We start from the raw sequence: 13,948 nt of genomic DNA on the forward strand, positions 1-13,948 counted from the left end.
CAAGTTTAACGTTTACATCAAGCTCACACAATTTCCCATTATTTTTACAGGAGGTTAGTCCAAATGAAAAAACGTTCCATCCGTCGTACGACGCTCGCCGTCGCGCTGACATCGGTCATGAGCGTCAGTGCGATCCCGGCCGTCGGTGCCGCTCCACTTGCCGCTTCACCGCTACCAACCGCAACAAATACTGCCCCATTCGATCACAATATCATCGATGAGGATCGTCTCGCCAAAGCGCTCGAAAAGCGTGGCGTCATCAAAAAAGGGCTTTCAACGAAAGAGCGACAGAAAGCCGTCGACGCGTATATTAAAAAGAAGCAAGGTACAGCGCAAGATGCCCACGATCACAAACATGATGACAAATTGAATGACAAAGCGGCGAAAGCGAAAGAGAAGATACATAACCAATTCGAAAAAGAATCGAAACGTCTCCTCGACAAAGCGAAAAAAGGTCAAGGCAATTATCGAAAAGGCAAACCGAATGGCCAAATCAAAGTCGATCCGGCCAAAGCAACGGGCTATAACGGTGCGGTTCGTGAAGACAAAGTGCTCGTCCTCCTCGTCGAGTACAGCGACTTCAAACATAACAACATTGTCCAAGATCCCGGTTATATGTATAGCGACAATTTCAGCAAAGAACACTACGAGCAGTATATGTTCGGTGATAAGTCGTTCGAACTGTTCAACGGTGAGAAAGTTCAGACGTTCAAACAGTATTATGAAGAACAGTCTGGCGGCAGCTACACAGTCGACGGTACTGTCTCTGAATGGTTGACCGTACCAGGTACGGCGAAAGACTACGGCGGTGACAATCCGGCCGGCGGGAATGACAACATTGGTCCAGGTCCCCGTCAACTCGTCAAAGACACATTGAACGCGGCGGTCGCTTCAGGAATGGACCTCGCCGAATACGATGAGTATGACTTGTATGACCTCGACGGCGACGGCGACTTCAACGAACCGGACGGCTTGGTCGACCACTTGATGATCATTCATGCTGGTACCGGCCAAGAAGCAGGCGGCGGAGTCCTCGGTGACGACGCGGTCTGGTCACACCGTTGGGTACTGGATGGCGTATATGGTGTTGAGAACACGACGGCTGACGTCCCATATTGGGGCGGTAAAATGGCCGCATACGATTACACGATCCAACCTGAAGACGGAGCGGTCGGCGTATTCGCCCACGAATTCGGTCATGACCTCGGTCTTCCTGACGAATATGACACGCAGTACACAGGCCAAGGCGAGCCGGTCCAATCATGGTCGATCATGAGCGGCGGCAGCTGGGCTGGTAAAGTGGCAGGAACGGAGCCGACGAGCTTCTCGCCACAAAACAAGGAATACTTCCAAAAATTGATGGGCGGCAACTGGGCCAACATCACGGAAGTCGATCTTGAAGACATCACTGAGCAAGGTTTCGTCTCGAAGCTCGATCAATCGGTGACGAAATCGAACAACCCAGGGTTGTTGAAAGTCAACCTTCCGGACAAGAAAGTGAAAGGTATTGAACCTGAGTTCGGACAGTACTACTACTACTCGACAAAAGGTGATAACTTGCACACTGAACTCGTGACACCAAGCGTCAAGCTCGGTGCTGACGGCACACTCGCCTTCGATACACGGTTCGATATCGAATATGATTACGATTACTTGTACGTCAAAGCACTGAGCGGCGGCAAAGAAGTCGTCCTTGACGTCTATGGTGACGACAACACCGGAAATGACGCCGAGTCGACGAACGGCGCATGGGTGAACAAATCGTACGACTTGTCACAGTTCGCCGGTCAAGACGTCCAGATCGTGTTCGAATACGTGACAGACGGCGGTCTCGCCCTTGAAGGATTCGCCCTCGACAACTTGGCGATCACGTCAGACGGACAGACGCTTCTCGCAGATGACGCGGAAGGTGCTGAGGCGGTCACGCTCGACGGCTTCGTCAAGTCGGACGGTTATGACACGAAACCGCACTACTACTACCTCGAATGGCGTAACCACGCAGGCGCTGACACGGGTCTCTTGAACGGCCGTGGCGTCAAGTACAACACCGGTCTCGTCGTCTGGTATGCCGACGACTCGTTCTCGGACAACTGGGTCGGTATCCACCCGGGTGAAGGTTTCCTCGGAGTCGTCGACTCACATCCAGAGGCGATTGTCGGTAACTTGAACGGCAAAGAAACGGTTTCAGGCAGCACGCGCTACCAAATCGCGGACGCCGCGTTCAGTTTAGACAAAACGCTCGCTTGGTACCTCGATTCTCCGAGCCGCGGAATTTACGACTACAAGGCGCAATCTGGCGTGAAACAGTTCAATGACGCCAATACGTACATCAACTCGCTCATCCCGGATGCGGGCCGTAAGCTTCCACAATACGGACTCGTCGTCGACGTCGTCGGCGAAGCGAAAGACAATTCGGCTGGAGCTGTTTGGGTCCGGACGAAGTAAGCATGATTTGTTTGACCCTCGCTCTTCTCATCAAGAGAAGAACGGGGGTCTTATTATTCTAAAAAAGCTTGAATTTTCAATCGAGACTGTGTAACATACTAGTTGTAACGCCTCTGTAGGTTAGTGGCAGACCTCAGCAATGGTAATGCTGCAGCACGAGTTCGATTCTCGTCGGAGGCATCAACTGAATCCGTTTTACGGAGCGATAAAAGCACTTTCTCGAAAAATAGAGAAAGTGCTTTTTATTGTATCTAATCCGATTTGATATTCCAATAAATGGTATAATGGGTAAATACATATATAAAGGAGACTAGATATGAAACATATCCCCATCTTACTTGCTGCCGTCACCTTATTGGCCGCCTGTTCTGAACAGACGACAGATCGTGCGTCTGACTCAGCCCAAAGGAATGAAAATGTCGTGATCGATGTATCTGAGACGCAACCCTTCTCCGAACCTGTCCCGACCGAAAAAGAAGTCTCGATATTTTTAGGCTATCTCCAGTCATTGAGCAGTGATACGCTCGGTGCGCTGCGTCAATCCGAGCAATCCATCTTCGCCTGTGGGACGTCTTGTGAAGACCGTCCGCTCGAAGAAATCTCTACTCAAATCGACAGTAACCGTGAAGAGCTTGAATCAATCCGTGCCGATATTGATGAAATTCTTCCGGCGCTTGACCACCTTGTGTCATCTGACGTATCAGGAATCGACCGTGAAGGACTGACCAACGTATTGAACGAATTCACATCCGTGAGTGAGGCGTTGACGCATTTTTTAGAAGCTGACGATTGGTCATTTTGGGAAGAAGCCCGGACCCAATTGAATAGCATGTCATCGACCATAAAAGGCATCGCTATTTATCTAAGTGGTGTGTGACATTATATCAACTACATAGGCTGCTCTCATCCAAACTCGGGTGAGGGCTTTTTTTCTTACAGTCATGGAAACTGTCTTGACACGTCTCCGGTTCCTCTATAAACTTGAAAAGTTGAATTGAATGATTTTTCGGAAGGAGCATGACAAATGCTGAATGAATGGTTATGGATCCCTTCTGCCCTGCTCACGCTCGGTCTCCTCGTCCTCAGCTACAAGCTGTTCGGACGGGTCGGACTGTACGCCTGGATCGCGATGGCCTCGGTCGTCGCCAACATCCAAGTGACGCAGCAGATTGTGATTGGTGGTTTCATCTTCACACTCGGGAACATCGTCTACGGTTCCCTTTATTTAGCGACAGACATCTTGAACGAGAAACATGGCCGTCACGCTGCCCGCAAAGGCGTCTGGCTCGGGTTCTTCATCTTGATCGTCTCGACGGTACTCATGCAGTTCGCCTTGCTTTACGAACCGTTTGAAGAAGCGCTCTATATGCATGAGAGCTTCGAGGCGTTGTTCTCGATGCTCCCGCTCATCACGCTCGGCAGTCTCGCGGCGTACCTCGTCTCACAACTGTTCGACGTCTTCATCTATTCGAAGATTCGGGCGAAGACGGGTGAGAAGAAACTGTGGCTCCGGACGACGGGCTCGACGGTCGTCTCACAGTTGATTGATACGCTCACGTTCTGTACGATCGCCTTTTGGGGAATGGAATGGGACATCTGGTGGAACATCTTCGTCACGACGTATGTCGCGAAGTTCATCATCGCCTGGATGGCCACGCCGTTCATGTATTATGCGAAGCGGACCGAACCACAAGACGACGAGACGGAAAAAGCAGCCTAATAAAAAACCGCAACCTCAACGGGTTGCGGTTTTTTCTCGGATTTGCAGACGCACCGCGTAAGGCCGTGCATCTTCGAGTGACGACGTCTCCCGACAAACAGTGAGTGCCATGTAAGCGTCGATAGCGAGCGCTTCGATGGTCTCGTCCGTCGTCTCGACCTCAAGTATGGTGTAGGGCGGCAGATGTTCGAGCTTGACCCACTGCCCGTGCAGGTTCTTCACATAGATGATTGGTTCGTCAATCGAGTAACGTCGGAGTAAATCAGACACGTTCACGCGATCCCCTCCTTAAACCAAACCTTTATCCTCATTATAGAAAGCGCTTACGATTCTGTAAACCGTGCTTCCCGAAAATTTGGCGGTCCAACGCTTCAAAAATCGTGAAATCGAACCGATAATCTAGTAGAGAAATGAGGTGAACCGATGCGTTATCGCCGACAAGAAACGTTCCGCTATATTTTACCGAACCCCCGTTTCATCCCCTACCGCCTCGTATGGGAAGACAAGGAGTTGCATGACGGTGAAGGCATGCTGCTCAACATTAGTGCCCACGGCTTGAAGTTGCGCTGCGACTACTTGTTCCCACTGTCGGAAGGGCTGAAAGTTCAGGTCGTGCTCGACCTCGTTCCTTTAATCCAATCAATCGAATTGACTGGTCACGTCCGTCACCGTAGTCAAATGGGAAGCATGTACGATTACGGGATCCGTCTTGAAGCGAATTCAGAAGAAGCCCAACAGCTCGTGACGATGATCAAAGCTTATGCAAGAGAGAACCAATGAGAACGTGTCGTCAGACACTTCTCATTTTTTGTTCGTCCGATAACAGGGTATACTAATGACAACAGAGACAGATTAGAGGTGTAGCCATGACTAGAAAATTTTTATTGATTCCTTGGGCCGCCGCGATCGCCATCGCGCTACTCGGTCCTAACACCCCGTTCTCGAGCCGGTTCTTGCTCGACTTCCTGACGTACAATACCGATGCCTATGAAGGATATTCTTTGTCCCTCTTTAGCGTGCTAGGCGTCTACCCGCTCGCGCTGTTCCCGCTGCTTTGGTCGGAAGTGAACCAACTGCGGCCGAATCCACTCCTACCGGCAGCAACCGGTTTTGTCGTCGGAGGATTCATCATCGCTCCGTATCTCGCGTTCGCACGGCAGTCGCCCTACCCGACGCCAATCAAGCCGTTGCCGACGAGACTGCTCGGGGTCGTGTTGCTCCTCGTCACGATCGGTTTATTCATCGCTGCCGTGATGACTGGGAACGTCGCACAGTATTGGTCATACGTCGAACAGAATCAATTCGTCCGCACGATGACGGTCGATTTCTTCTTGCTCGCCTTCGTCCAAATGACATTGATGACCCGGGATGCGAAGCGCTATAAGATGAGCTTGTGGCCGCTCCCGTACATCCCGCTATTCGGTCTATTGTTTTGGCTCATCATTCGTCATAAGCAACCGTTCAACGAGGCGCCGCCGCGACGGCCGAAAGTGGTTTGATGCTGTACTTGAGAGTGGGTTTCCCAAAACCCACTCTTTCCTTTATACTAGAGCGAGAGTTTATCTAGAGAAAGAAGGGTCAAATCCAATGAGATTTTTTAAAGTAATGACACACACGAACGACAAGGGAGAAGACGTCATCCTAAGCGAGTATTTCAAAATCGCCGACAAACAGGCTGAACAATTCCTCAAAGATACGTTAGAGCTCGACATGTTCGACGAGAAAGTGACGCTCAAAGAGTGCCAAGTCGCGAAAGACCGGTGGGAATGCCCGGTCGGTGACTTCGTCGTCGTCGAATACTTCAATGAAAAAGAGTTTGATAAAATGAACGAGTATCGTGTGGTCGCACCGAAAAAGTGATCCACAGCAAAGGCGACTTTCCCATTTAATCGGGAAAGTCGCCTTTTTATCGTTCGAGTCATCGACGTGCGTTATGACTCCTCGTTATCTTCTTCCGGATCCGGATCTGGATGTTGCGTCGGAGCCGGTTTTTTCGCCGGATCAGACTCATCGTCTGGCATCGGGTCCGGGTGAACCCCTGGTTGCGATTCGTCACGTTTCATTGAGCATCCCTCCTCTGTCATAGTGGACTAATTCCACATTGATCAAGAGTCGAAACATCAGTGTATGTCTTTATTGCCGATGACACGACGTGAGATCGCTTTTTCAATCTCGACGATGACGAAGACGATGGCACCGAAGACGACCGGATAGATCCAATCATTCAAATCAAGTGCCGCTGTCCCGAACAACGTGTGCATAAACGGCACGTACGTGATGAACAGTTGAAGTGCAATCAATAGTGCCGATACGATAAACGCAATCTTGTTATCGAAAAAGTGGCGGTTAAACGCCGGAGCGAGTTCGGTCCGACAGTTATACAAGTGGAACAACTGGGCCATGACGATCGTATTGAGTGTGATCGTCTGCAGCTTCGCGATTGAGAAATCAAAGTCGGCTAACATGTAGTTGATGATCAAGCTACCTCCCCCGATCAAGATCGAGACGAAGATGATCCGGAACACGTAATAGCGACTCAACAGCGGGACGTTCGCCGGACGCGGCGGACGTTTCATCGTGCTCTCTTCGAGCGGTTCGAAGGCGATCGCGAGCGACAGTGTGATGGCAACGACCATGTTGACCCAAAGGATTTGGACCGGGCTGAGCGGTGCCGCGGCACCGAGCAAGATGCTCATCGCGACGAGGAGCGCTTGTCCACCGTTCGTCGGGAGCAAGAACAAGATCGTCTTCTTCAAGTTGTCGTATACACGGCGGCCTTCACGCACCGCGTTGTAAATCGTTTTGAAGTTGTCGTCGACGAGGACCATCTGCGACGCCTCTTTTGCGACTTCGGTCCCTTTGATACCCATCGCGACACCGATATCGGCCCGTTTCAAGGCCGGGGCATCGTTGACACCGTCACCGGTCATCGATGTGATGAGCCCGTTTTGCTGCAATCCTTTGACGAGACGCAGCTTATCATTTGGGCTCGTCCGGGCGAACACATCGTTATGAACCGACGCTTCTTTGATCTCCTCGTCCGACATGTTCGTCAATTCTTTCCCTTCAAGTGCGCCTTCGACTTCCATGCCGAGTTCACGGGCGATGGCAACGGCTGTGTCTTTATGGTCACCCGTGATCATCTTGATGCGGATACCGGCGTCACGGCAAGCCGCGACGGCTTCAATCGCCTCTGGTCGTGGTGGGTCGACGATTCCGTACAAACCGAGGAACGTGATGCCGGATTGGACGTCCTCATGGTCGACCGTCTCTTTCGAGCGATCGACCCGTTTGAATCCGCCCCCGAGGACACGTTGTCCGCGGTCGGCGATCTCTTTACGTTTCTCATCCCAGTAGGTGCGGTCAAACTCAGTATCTTCCGCCATATCGAACAGGCGGTCTGGCGCCCCTTTGATGAAGATCATCCGCTCATCTTTATAGTCGACGAGCGTCGCCATGTACTTATACTCCGAATCGAACGGGATTTTCGAGATGACTTTCAGCCGTTCGATCGGTCGCTCCGCTTTTTCGGCGAGCGTGAGCAAGCAAGCTTCTGTCGGGTCGCCATTGATGACCCATTCACCGTTTTCTTCATACAATTGGGCATCGTTACACGTCTTCCCGACCGTGAGCAGGTCGATCATCGACTCGTCGTCATCGAGGTCGAACGGTTGACCGTTTTGTTCGAGGTCACCATCTGGAGCGTATCCGCCGCCTGACACTTCGATGTCGTGCTTCGCCGTGACGACTTGCTTGACGGTCATCTCGTTTTTCGTCAGCGTACCCGTCTTATCGGTACAGATGACAGAGACCGCCCCTAACGTCTCGACGGACGGTAGACTACGGACGATTGCTTTCTTCTCGGCCATGTTACGAACACCGAGTGCGAGAATGATCGAGATGACGGCAGGGAGACCTTCCGGGATTGCTGCGACCGCTAACCCGATCGTCGTCAGCATCAGTTCGATCGGATCGAAATCACGTACAAAGTAGCCGAACGCGTAAATGATGACCGAGATCACAAGGATCGCAATCGAGACCGTTTGACCGAATTTCGTCGTCTGACGGATGAGCGGTGTCTTCACCGTCTCGACTTCAGCGATCGATGCGTTGATTTGACCGAGCTCCGTCCCTTCACCGATCGACGTGACGATCGCTTTCGCGCTGCCCGTCGCTATACTCGTTCCTGAATAAATCATGTTTTTCCGGTCACCGAGGACAGCATCTTCCTCCACGACTTGAATTTTCTTCTCGACCGTCGTCGCTTCACCTGTCAGAGCCGATTCTTCGACTTTGAACTTCTCGGCTAGAATGACTCGCGCATCGGCCGGGACTTTGTCACCGGCGGCGAGCACCAAGACGTCTCCGACGACGAGTTCGCTCGATTCGATTTGGAACTGCTTGCCGTCTCGGATGACGCTTGCTTTCGTCTCGAGCAGTTTTTTAATCCCCTCAAGCGCCTGTTCAGCCTTGTTTTCTTGCAAATAACCGACGACGGCAATGATCGTGACGACGAGCGCGATGACGATCGTATCGATATACTCACCTAAAAAGCCGGTGACGACAGCCGCACCGATCAGGACGTACACAAGAATATCATTGAACTGTCTCAAAAATTTTATGATTTCAGGTGTCTTTTCCTTTTCCGGCAGAACGTTCTTCCCGAACTGTTCTTGCCGACTCGACACTTCTTGCTTCGACAGCCCGTTGTCTACGTCTGTCTCAAGACTACTCCTCACCTCTTCCGGTTCGAGTGCGTGCCAATTTTTGTTCTCCATCTGCATCTCTACTCCTCCTTGGTCGATCCTATATGAAAATCTATCTCTTTTATGTTCCCACTCCATGGCTTCCTGACACATCAGACGACACATTTTCACAACATTTTCAAAAAAACCGTTCACATTTGCCTCGTTTTTCATTTGGAAACGCTACCATCCAAAAAAGTCGTGTCAGATGGATGAAATGGCTTTACATAACGGTCTGAATGGTTAACTATAGAGAAAATAAAACAGAGAGAAAGAGGTACACGTATGGTCATTATTCAAGGGATCGCCCTGTTGCTGTTGATCCTCGCCTTGTTCACGTTATTCAGTTACAAAGCACCGTTCGGGATGAAAGCGATGGGAGCACTTGCCGGCGCCGCAATCGCGAGCTTCCTCGTCGAAGCGTTCAACGCCTACGCGATCGGTGGGTTACTGCCGCTCCCTTTATATGAAGAAGTCGGCCAAGCTGCCGGTGCGCTGTCGGGACCTGCGGCAGCGGCACTTGTCACGATTGCGCTCGGCATCAACCCGGTCTACGCGTTGATGCTCGGTTTGTCCGTGTCAGGCTTCGGGATCCTCCCCGGCTTTTTCGCAGGGTACGTCCTCGCCTTACTCGGCGGCAAGCTCGACCGGCACCTTCCGGCCGGTGTCGACATGATCTTTTACGTCATCGTCATGGCACCGCTCGCCCGTCTCGTCGCCATCGGTGTCGATCCGCTCGTCTCGAACACGCTCGCTCAAATCGGGGCGGTCATCGAGCTCGCAGCGACGCAAAATCCGATTGTGATGGGACTCGTCCTTGGCGGAATCGTCACGGTCGTCTCGACATCACCGCTCAGTTCGATGGCGCTCACGGCGATGCTCGGTCTGACCGGTGTCCCGATGGCAATCGCGGCCCTCGCCTTGACGGCGTCGATTTCGATGAACTATTTACTCTTTAAGCGATTGAACATCGGCTCGAAGAAAGACCAACTTTCGGTCGCGATCGAACCGCTCACACAAGCCGACCTCATCTCGGCGAATCCGATCCCAATCTATAGCGTCAACTTTGTCGGTGGTGCCATCGCCGGACTCATCGTCGCGATGACCGGAATGGTGAACAACGCACCTGGGTCTGCCGCCGGTATCCCGGGACTGCTCGTCATGTATGGCTTTAATGACTGGCAGACGGTGACGGTGACGGCAATCATCGTGTTCGCCGTCGGCATCATCGCCGGTCTCGTCGGCAGCAAACTGTTCAGCAATTTCCCGATCGTTCGGCATACGGAAAAGATGGCAAATCCTGAAGAGGAAGCCGCATGAAAAAGCAGGAAGTCCAATTCGCGGACTTCCTGCTTTTTCGTTATTCAAACGATAACGTTGTTTGCGTTCGAGACGATTGCCGTGCAAGTTCGATCACACGCGTCGTCAACAAAGCGTCCTCGAGGGAAACGACCGGCCGTCGCGTCGAATAACTGTCAGCGAGCTGGCGATAAAATGCCAAATAACGCCCCGGCTCGATTTCAATCGTTTGCGACTCATTTACAACGAGCGTCCCCGTCTCACGGACACCCGCTTCGATCGTGCCGTCTCGGAGCGCGGCCTCTTGCGGGTCGAGACCGTATTTCATAAAGCTGCCTGCCGTACCGTGGACTTCAAAGCGAGGCGCTTCAACGGCGACGAACGGGTTCGAACGTAAGTAGACGCGCTTTTCACCGTAGTGCAGCGTCACGTTGAAGCCGTCATCGGACTGTCCGCCGTCTCGTTGGACCATGACGTCTGCTGAGACGTGGTCCGGTTCGCCGAACAACACGAGCGCCTGATCGATCAAATGACTGCCGAGGTCGAACAAAATACCAGACCCAGGACCTGCGTTCTCACGCCATCTGTCCCGGACAAGCGGACGGAACCGGTCAAAGCGTGATTCATACACTTTCCAGTCTCCGATTCGGTTTGATTCGAGCAGTGACGCCACCGTCAAGAAATCTCCGTCCATGCGTCGGTTGTGGAACACGTTGACGATCCCGTCACGCGTCTTCTCGAGGGCGATGAGGGATTCCCCTTCCTCAGACGTTAGGAACGCTGGCTTCTCGACGAGGACGTCTTTGTTTGCGTCGAGACACGTCGTTACCATGTCTTTATGTAAGTTCGACGGTGTCGTGATCACGAACAGCGTCGCATCGGTCGCGATCGCTTCTTCGAGCGTCACGTATACGTCCACGTCAGGGAGCACGGCACGGACGTCATCCGGTCTAGAGGAGACGACCCCAGTAATGTTGAATTCCTCGAGCGTCGTCAAAAATGGTAGGTGGAACGTCGTCGCTGAAAAGCCGAAACCGACCACTACTGTGTTGATCATATGTATTCCTCCTTTGTTTCTTCACGATTGATTGTAACAAAAAAAGGGGTATATTGACCCCTCACGCACTGACACTTTCATCCAATCCATATTCAAACGTGTTGTATCCGTTACGTGAATCGACGTAAACGAAACCAAAACGTGGATAATACTCGTTCAAAAACTCGTTGTCGGCGACACAGTCGAGACGGATCGGCTCGTTACCATCGGCTTCGCGGAGTACATGTTGCATCAGCTGTTGACCGACGCCACGGCCTTTCAATTGTTCACTGACGACGATGCGATGTATGTATTGACCGCGCTCGCCATCTTCCCATAAATTGTGATCCCATTCATCCGGAGGAAGCAAGGCGATCGAGGCCAATACATAGCCATGTTGTTCATACACGTACACACTTCCCGTCGCAATGTCGGTTCGCACGCGTTCTAACAAATCTAGCTCCAAATATTCCGTCCACTGGTCACTTCCTGTTTCATTAAGCGCTACGGCTCGTTGTTCGATTAGGTGCGCGATGTGCTTAGCATCGCGTTTCGTCGCGAGTCGAATCATAACGTCCTCCTTTATTTATGCAGTATTTGAAATACCAATATAACGGAGACGTTTGACCGATTTCAACCATCTTGCCTGAGCGATGTCATGGGAACGGGATGACGTCGCCCCCGTTCAATTGATAACTATACGTCAAAGTCGCGTTCAAGCTATGCGATACCGAGCAATAGCGGTCGACGGACAGTTCGATGGCACGGCGGACCCGTTCCTCCGGCATCTCCCCTTCGAGCACATACAGGATGTGGATTGCTGTGAACCGCATCGGGTGCTCGGTCGCCCGCACTGCGTCGACTTCCATCCCGAACCGTTCGAGCGGCAGGCGCATCTTGTGCAAAATCGAAACGATATCGATGCCCGTACAGGCCGCCGTGGCGTGCAGCAACATCTCGGTCGGCCGTGGCCCCGTATCCAATCCCCCGACATCCGCCGCCGCATCGAGCGTCACGCTATGTCCGGAAGGTGTCGTCGTTTGAAACGCCATCCCTTGTTGCCAATCCACTTTCAAGTTCATCTCAGTCTCCCCCTTATTTTTTCACTAGCATACTATTCCCTCGATTGAGGTATTATAAAGCTAGTTGCACAATTTGTCGTTTAGGAGTGGGTCGCATGGAGTGGTCGGTCATGATCAGTTGGGGGCTGTATATCGTCCTCGGGTTAAATTTATTGTTCGCTTTAGCCGTTATCTTCGCGGAACGCCGCGATGTCGGTGCCACCTGGGCCTGGCTGCTCGTCTTGTTTTTCCTACCGATTTTCGGATTTATCATCTACTTGTTCCTCGGTAGACAGCTGAAAAAAGATAATTTCTTTAACTTGAGTGTTGAGGAGCGATCGTTTCATTCGTTGCAAGTCGAGAGTCAAATCGAGCAGATTCACCGTAAAGAGACCGCGCTCGCCCAACCGCTATTTGAGAAGTACGAGCAGTTGCTCGAGATGAACTTGCGCTCATCGAAGTCACTCATCAGCGTCCACAACAAGTCGACCATCATGCATGACGGGGAACAGAAGTTCAAGGCGCTGATGGACGATATCCGTAGCGCAGAGACCGAGATCAACATCCAGTATTACATCATCCAGCGTGATGCCCTCGGGAAGGCACTGATCCACGAACTGATCGAGCGCGCCAAAGCGGGCGTCAAAGTCCGGCTGTTGTATGACGCGGTCGGATCGCGCAGCCTCCGCGATTCAGACTTCAAGGAGTTGATCGCGCATAACGGTGAAGTCCGTGTCTTCTTCCCGCCGACGTTCGGCTTGATCAACTTCAAGTTGAACAACCGGAACCACCGAAAAGTCGTCATCATCGATGGGAAAATCGGCTACGTCGGCGGCTTCAACGTCGGTACCGAATACCTCGGCCTCGTCGAAAAATTCGGCTACTGGCGCGATACCCACCTCCGGGTCGAGGGGGACGTCGTCTATCACCTGCAGCACCGGTTCATCTTGGACTGGAACTTTTCGGGGAGCAAGCATCACGACCCTGAAAACTCGTTCTGCTTCGCGCGCCACGATATTAAAGAGCAGTCACCGATGCAAATCGTGACGAGCGGACCGAACTCGGACACCGAGCACTTGAAAAATATGATGATCAAAATGATCGCGTCGGCCAAGCAGCGGGTCATCATCCAAACGCCTTACTTCATCCCGGATACGAGCTTCATGGACGCCTGCAAGATGGCACTGTTGTCCGGTGTCGAGATGGACATCATGATTCCCGGAAAACCGGACCATCCGTTCGTCATGTGGGCGTCACTGTCGTTCCTCGGTGAGCTGCTCGATTACGGGGCGAACGTCTACATGTACGATGAAGGCTTCCTGCACGCGAAGACGCTCGTCGTCGATGACGAAATTTCGACCGTCGGCACGACGAATTTGGACGCCCGCAGCTTCCGCTTGAACTTCGAAGTGAACGCCATCATCTACGATGAGCGGGTCGCTCTTGAGCTCGCCTCGTTGTTCGAGTCGGACGTCGCCGTCAGTCGGCGCTATACGGTCGACGACTATGCGGTCCGGAAGTGGAGCGTCCGGATGCGCGAAGGTGTGTCACGGTTGCTCAGCCCAATCTTATGACCGTTGTGAGATCGCGCAAGCGGTCTCTTTTTTATGTCCATCAGCCGACAAATTCTAGATTTCAGCTT

Annotated in this window: 14 protein-coding genes and 1 tRNA gene; 9 read left to right on the top strand and 6 right to left on the bottom strand. The window is 52.2% G+C overall.

The features are described 5' to 3' along the window. The first annotated feature begins 63 nt into the window (after positions 1 to 63). From EVJ26_RS11800 to EVJ26_RS11815, 4 genes are all read left to right on the top strand, one after another. Entirely contained in the window at positions 64 to 2,445 is a 2,382-nt protein-coding gene (locus EVJ26_RS11800) for an immune inhibitor A domain-containing protein (protein WP_131470563.1), read from the top strand. A 109-nt stretch (positions 2,446 to 2,554) separates the two neighbouring features. Continuing rightward, a tRNA-Thr gene (locus tag EVJ26_RS11805) sits at positions 2,555 to 2,625 on the top strand. Between the two features lie 136 nt (positions 2,626 to 2,761). Continuing rightward, entirely contained in the window at positions 2,762 to 3,322 is a 561-nt protein-coding gene (locus tag EVJ26_RS11810) for a hypothetical protein (protein ID WP_131457651.1), read from the top strand. 147 nt (positions 3,323 to 3,469) lie between these two features. Next, on the top strand, positions 3,470 to 4,165 hold the full coding sequence (locus EVJ26_RS11815; protein ID WP_201738373.1) for a queuosine precursor transporter: 696 nt from the start codon (positions 3,470 to 3,472) through the stop codon (positions 4,163 to 4,165). A 15-nt stretch (positions 4,166 to 4,180) separates the two neighbouring features. On the opposite strand, the gene EVJ26_RS11820 is transcribed toward EVJ26_RS11815, so the two are convergent. Next, positions 4,181 to 4,441, bottom strand: a complete 261-nt coding sequence (locus EVJ26_RS11820) for a hypothetical protein (protein WP_233589672.1) — start codon at positions 4,439 to 4,441, stop codon at positions 4,181 to 4,183. Positions 4,442 to 4,588: 147 nt separating this feature from the next. On the opposite strand from EVJ26_RS11820, the gene EVJ26_RS11825 reads away from it, so the two are divergent. The 3 genes from EVJ26_RS11825 to EVJ26_RS11835 all read left to right on the top strand — a co-directional run bounded on the left by EVJ26_RS11825 (position 4,589) and on the right by EVJ26_RS11835 (position 6,025). Beyond that, positions 4,589 to 4,945 carry a PilZ domain-containing protein gene (locus EVJ26_RS11825; protein WP_070327312.1) on the top strand — a complete coding sequence of 119 codons (357 nt, stop codon included), beginning with the start codon at positions 4,589 to 4,591 and terminating at the stop codon, positions 4,943 to 4,945. Between the two features lie 86 nt (positions 4,946 to 5,031). After that, positions 5,032 to 5,664, top strand: coding sequence for a hypothetical protein (locus EVJ26_RS11830; protein WP_131457650.1), 633 nt, complete (start codon positions 5,032 to 5,034; stop codon positions 5,662 to 5,664). Positions 5,665 to 5,752: 88 nt separating this feature from the next. Further along, positions 5,753 to 6,025, top strand: coding sequence for a hypothetical protein (locus EVJ26_RS11835; protein WP_236633769.1), 273 nt, complete (start codon positions 5,753 to 5,755; stop codon positions 6,023 to 6,025). A gap of 71 nt (positions 6,026 to 6,096) precedes the next feature. Here the strand turns inward: EVJ26_RS11835 and EVJ26_RS14575 are convergent, their stop codons facing one another. Both EVJ26_RS14575 and EVJ26_RS11840 read right to left on the bottom strand, forming a co-directional pair. Next, positions 6,097 to 6,228 (bottom strand): hypothetical protein, encoded by a 132-nt coding sequence (locus tag EVJ26_RS14575; RefSeq protein WP_016509559.1) that lies wholly within the window; start codon positions 6,226 to 6,228, stop codon positions 6,097 to 6,099. Between the two features lie 57 nt (positions 6,229 to 6,285). Then, positions 6,286 to 8,949, bottom strand: coding sequence for a cation-transporting P-type ATPase (locus tag EVJ26_RS11840; protein ID WP_131470565.1), 2,664 nt, complete (start codon positions 8,947 to 8,949; stop codon positions 6,286 to 6,288). 246 nt (positions 8,950 to 9,195) lie between these two features. On the opposite strand from EVJ26_RS11840, the gene EVJ26_RS11845 reads away from it, so the two are divergent. Further along, positions 9,196 to 10,230 carry a PTS sugar transporter subunit IIC gene (locus EVJ26_RS11845; protein WP_131470567.1) on the top strand — a complete coding sequence of 345 codons (1,035 nt, stop codon included), beginning with the start codon at positions 9,196 to 9,198 and terminating at the stop codon, positions 10,228 to 10,230. A gap of 40 nt (positions 10,231 to 10,270) precedes the next feature. Here the strand turns inward: EVJ26_RS11845 and EVJ26_RS11850 are convergent, their stop codons facing one another. From EVJ26_RS11850 to EVJ26_RS11860, 3 genes are all read right to left on the bottom strand, one after another. Then, positions 10,271 to 11,266: a Gfo/Idh/MocA family oxidoreductase gene (locus tag EVJ26_RS11850; protein WP_131470569.1), complete on the bottom strand. Its 996-nt coding sequence runs from the start codon at positions 11,264 to 11,266 to the stop codon at positions 10,271 to 10,273. 61 nt (positions 11,267 to 11,327) lie between these two features. Next, positions 11,328 to 11,816, bottom strand: coding sequence for a GNAT family N-acetyltransferase (locus EVJ26_RS11855; RefSeq protein ID WP_131457646.1), 489 nt, complete (start codon positions 11,814 to 11,816; stop codon positions 11,328 to 11,330). Between the two features lie 85 nt (positions 11,817 to 11,901). Next, entirely contained in the window at positions 11,902 to 12,297 is a 396-nt protein-coding gene (locus EVJ26_RS11860) for an OsmC family protein (RefSeq protein ID WP_370250776.1), read from the bottom strand. A 125-nt stretch (positions 12,298 to 12,422) separates the two neighbouring features. On the opposite strand from EVJ26_RS11860, the gene cls reads away from it, so the two are divergent. Continuing rightward, the gene (cls, locus tag EVJ26_RS11865) at positions 12,423 to 13,880 is read left to right on the top strand and encodes a cardiolipin synthase (protein ID WP_131457644.1); all 1,458 of its coding nucleotides are present in this window, start codon (positions 12,423 to 12,425) and stop codon (positions 13,878 to 13,880) included. The last annotated feature ends 68 nt before the right edge of the window (positions 13,881 to 13,948 follow it).

This window comes from Exiguobacterium sp. SH3S1 (assembly GCF_004337105.1).
Taxonomy (GTDB): Bacteria; Bacillota; Bacilli; order Exiguobacteriales; family Exiguobacteriaceae; genus Exiguobacterium; species Exiguobacterium aurantiacum_A.

What these genes read in the sequence shown, in the direction of transcription:
- EVJ26_RS11800 (WP_131470563.1), top strand. Translation starts at nt 64, where the DNA reads ATGAAAAAACGTTCCATCCGTCGTACGACGCTCGCCGTCGCGCTGACA.
- EVJ26_RS11810 (WP_131457651.1), top strand. Translation starts at nt 2,762, where the DNA reads ATGAAACATATCCCCATCTTACTTGCTGCCGTCACCTTATTGGCCGCC.
- EVJ26_RS11815 (WP_201738373.1), top strand. Translation starts at nt 3,470, where the DNA reads ATGCTGAATGAATGGTTATGGATCCCTTCTGCCCTGCTCACGCTCGGT.
- EVJ26_RS11825 (WP_070327312.1), top strand. Translation starts at nt 4,589, where the DNA reads ATGCGTTATCGCCGACAAGAAACGTTCCGCTATATTTTACCGAACCCC.
- EVJ26_RS11830 (WP_131457650.1), top strand. Translation starts at nt 5,032, where the DNA reads ATGACTAGAAAATTTTTATTGATTCCTTGGGCCGCCGCGATCGCCATC.
- EVJ26_RS11835 (WP_236633769.1), top strand. Translation starts at nt 5,753, where the DNA reads ATGAGATTTTTTAAAGTAATGACACACACGAACGACAAGGGAGAAGAC.
- EVJ26_RS14575 (WP_016509559.1), bottom strand. Translation starts at nt 6,228, where the DNA reads ATGAAACGTGACGAATCGCAACCAGGGGTTCACCCGGACCCGATGCCA.
- EVJ26_RS11840 (WP_131470565.1), bottom strand. Translation starts at nt 8,949, where the DNA reads ATGCAGATGGAGAACAAAAATTGGCACGCACTCGAACCGGAAGAGGTG.
- EVJ26_RS11845 (WP_131470567.1), top strand. Translation starts at nt 9,196, where the DNA reads ATGGTCATTATTCAAGGGATCGCCCTGTTGCTGTTGATCCTCGCCTTG.
- EVJ26_RS11850 (WP_131470569.1), bottom strand. Translation starts at nt 11,266, where the DNA reads ATGATCAACACAGTAGTGGTCGGTTTCGGCTTTTCAGCGACGACGTTC.
- EVJ26_RS11855 (WP_131457646.1), bottom strand. Translation starts at nt 11,816, where the DNA reads ATGATTCGACTCGCGACGAAACGCGATGCTAAGCACATCGCGCACCTA.
- EVJ26_RS11860 (WP_370250776.1), bottom strand. Translation starts at nt 12,297, where the DNA reads ATGGCGTTTCAAACGACGACACCTTCCGGACATAGCGTGACGCTCGAT.
- cls (WP_131457644.1), top strand. Translation starts at nt 12,423, where the DNA reads ATGGAGTGGTCGGTCATGATCAGTTGGGGGCTGTATATCGTCCTCGGG.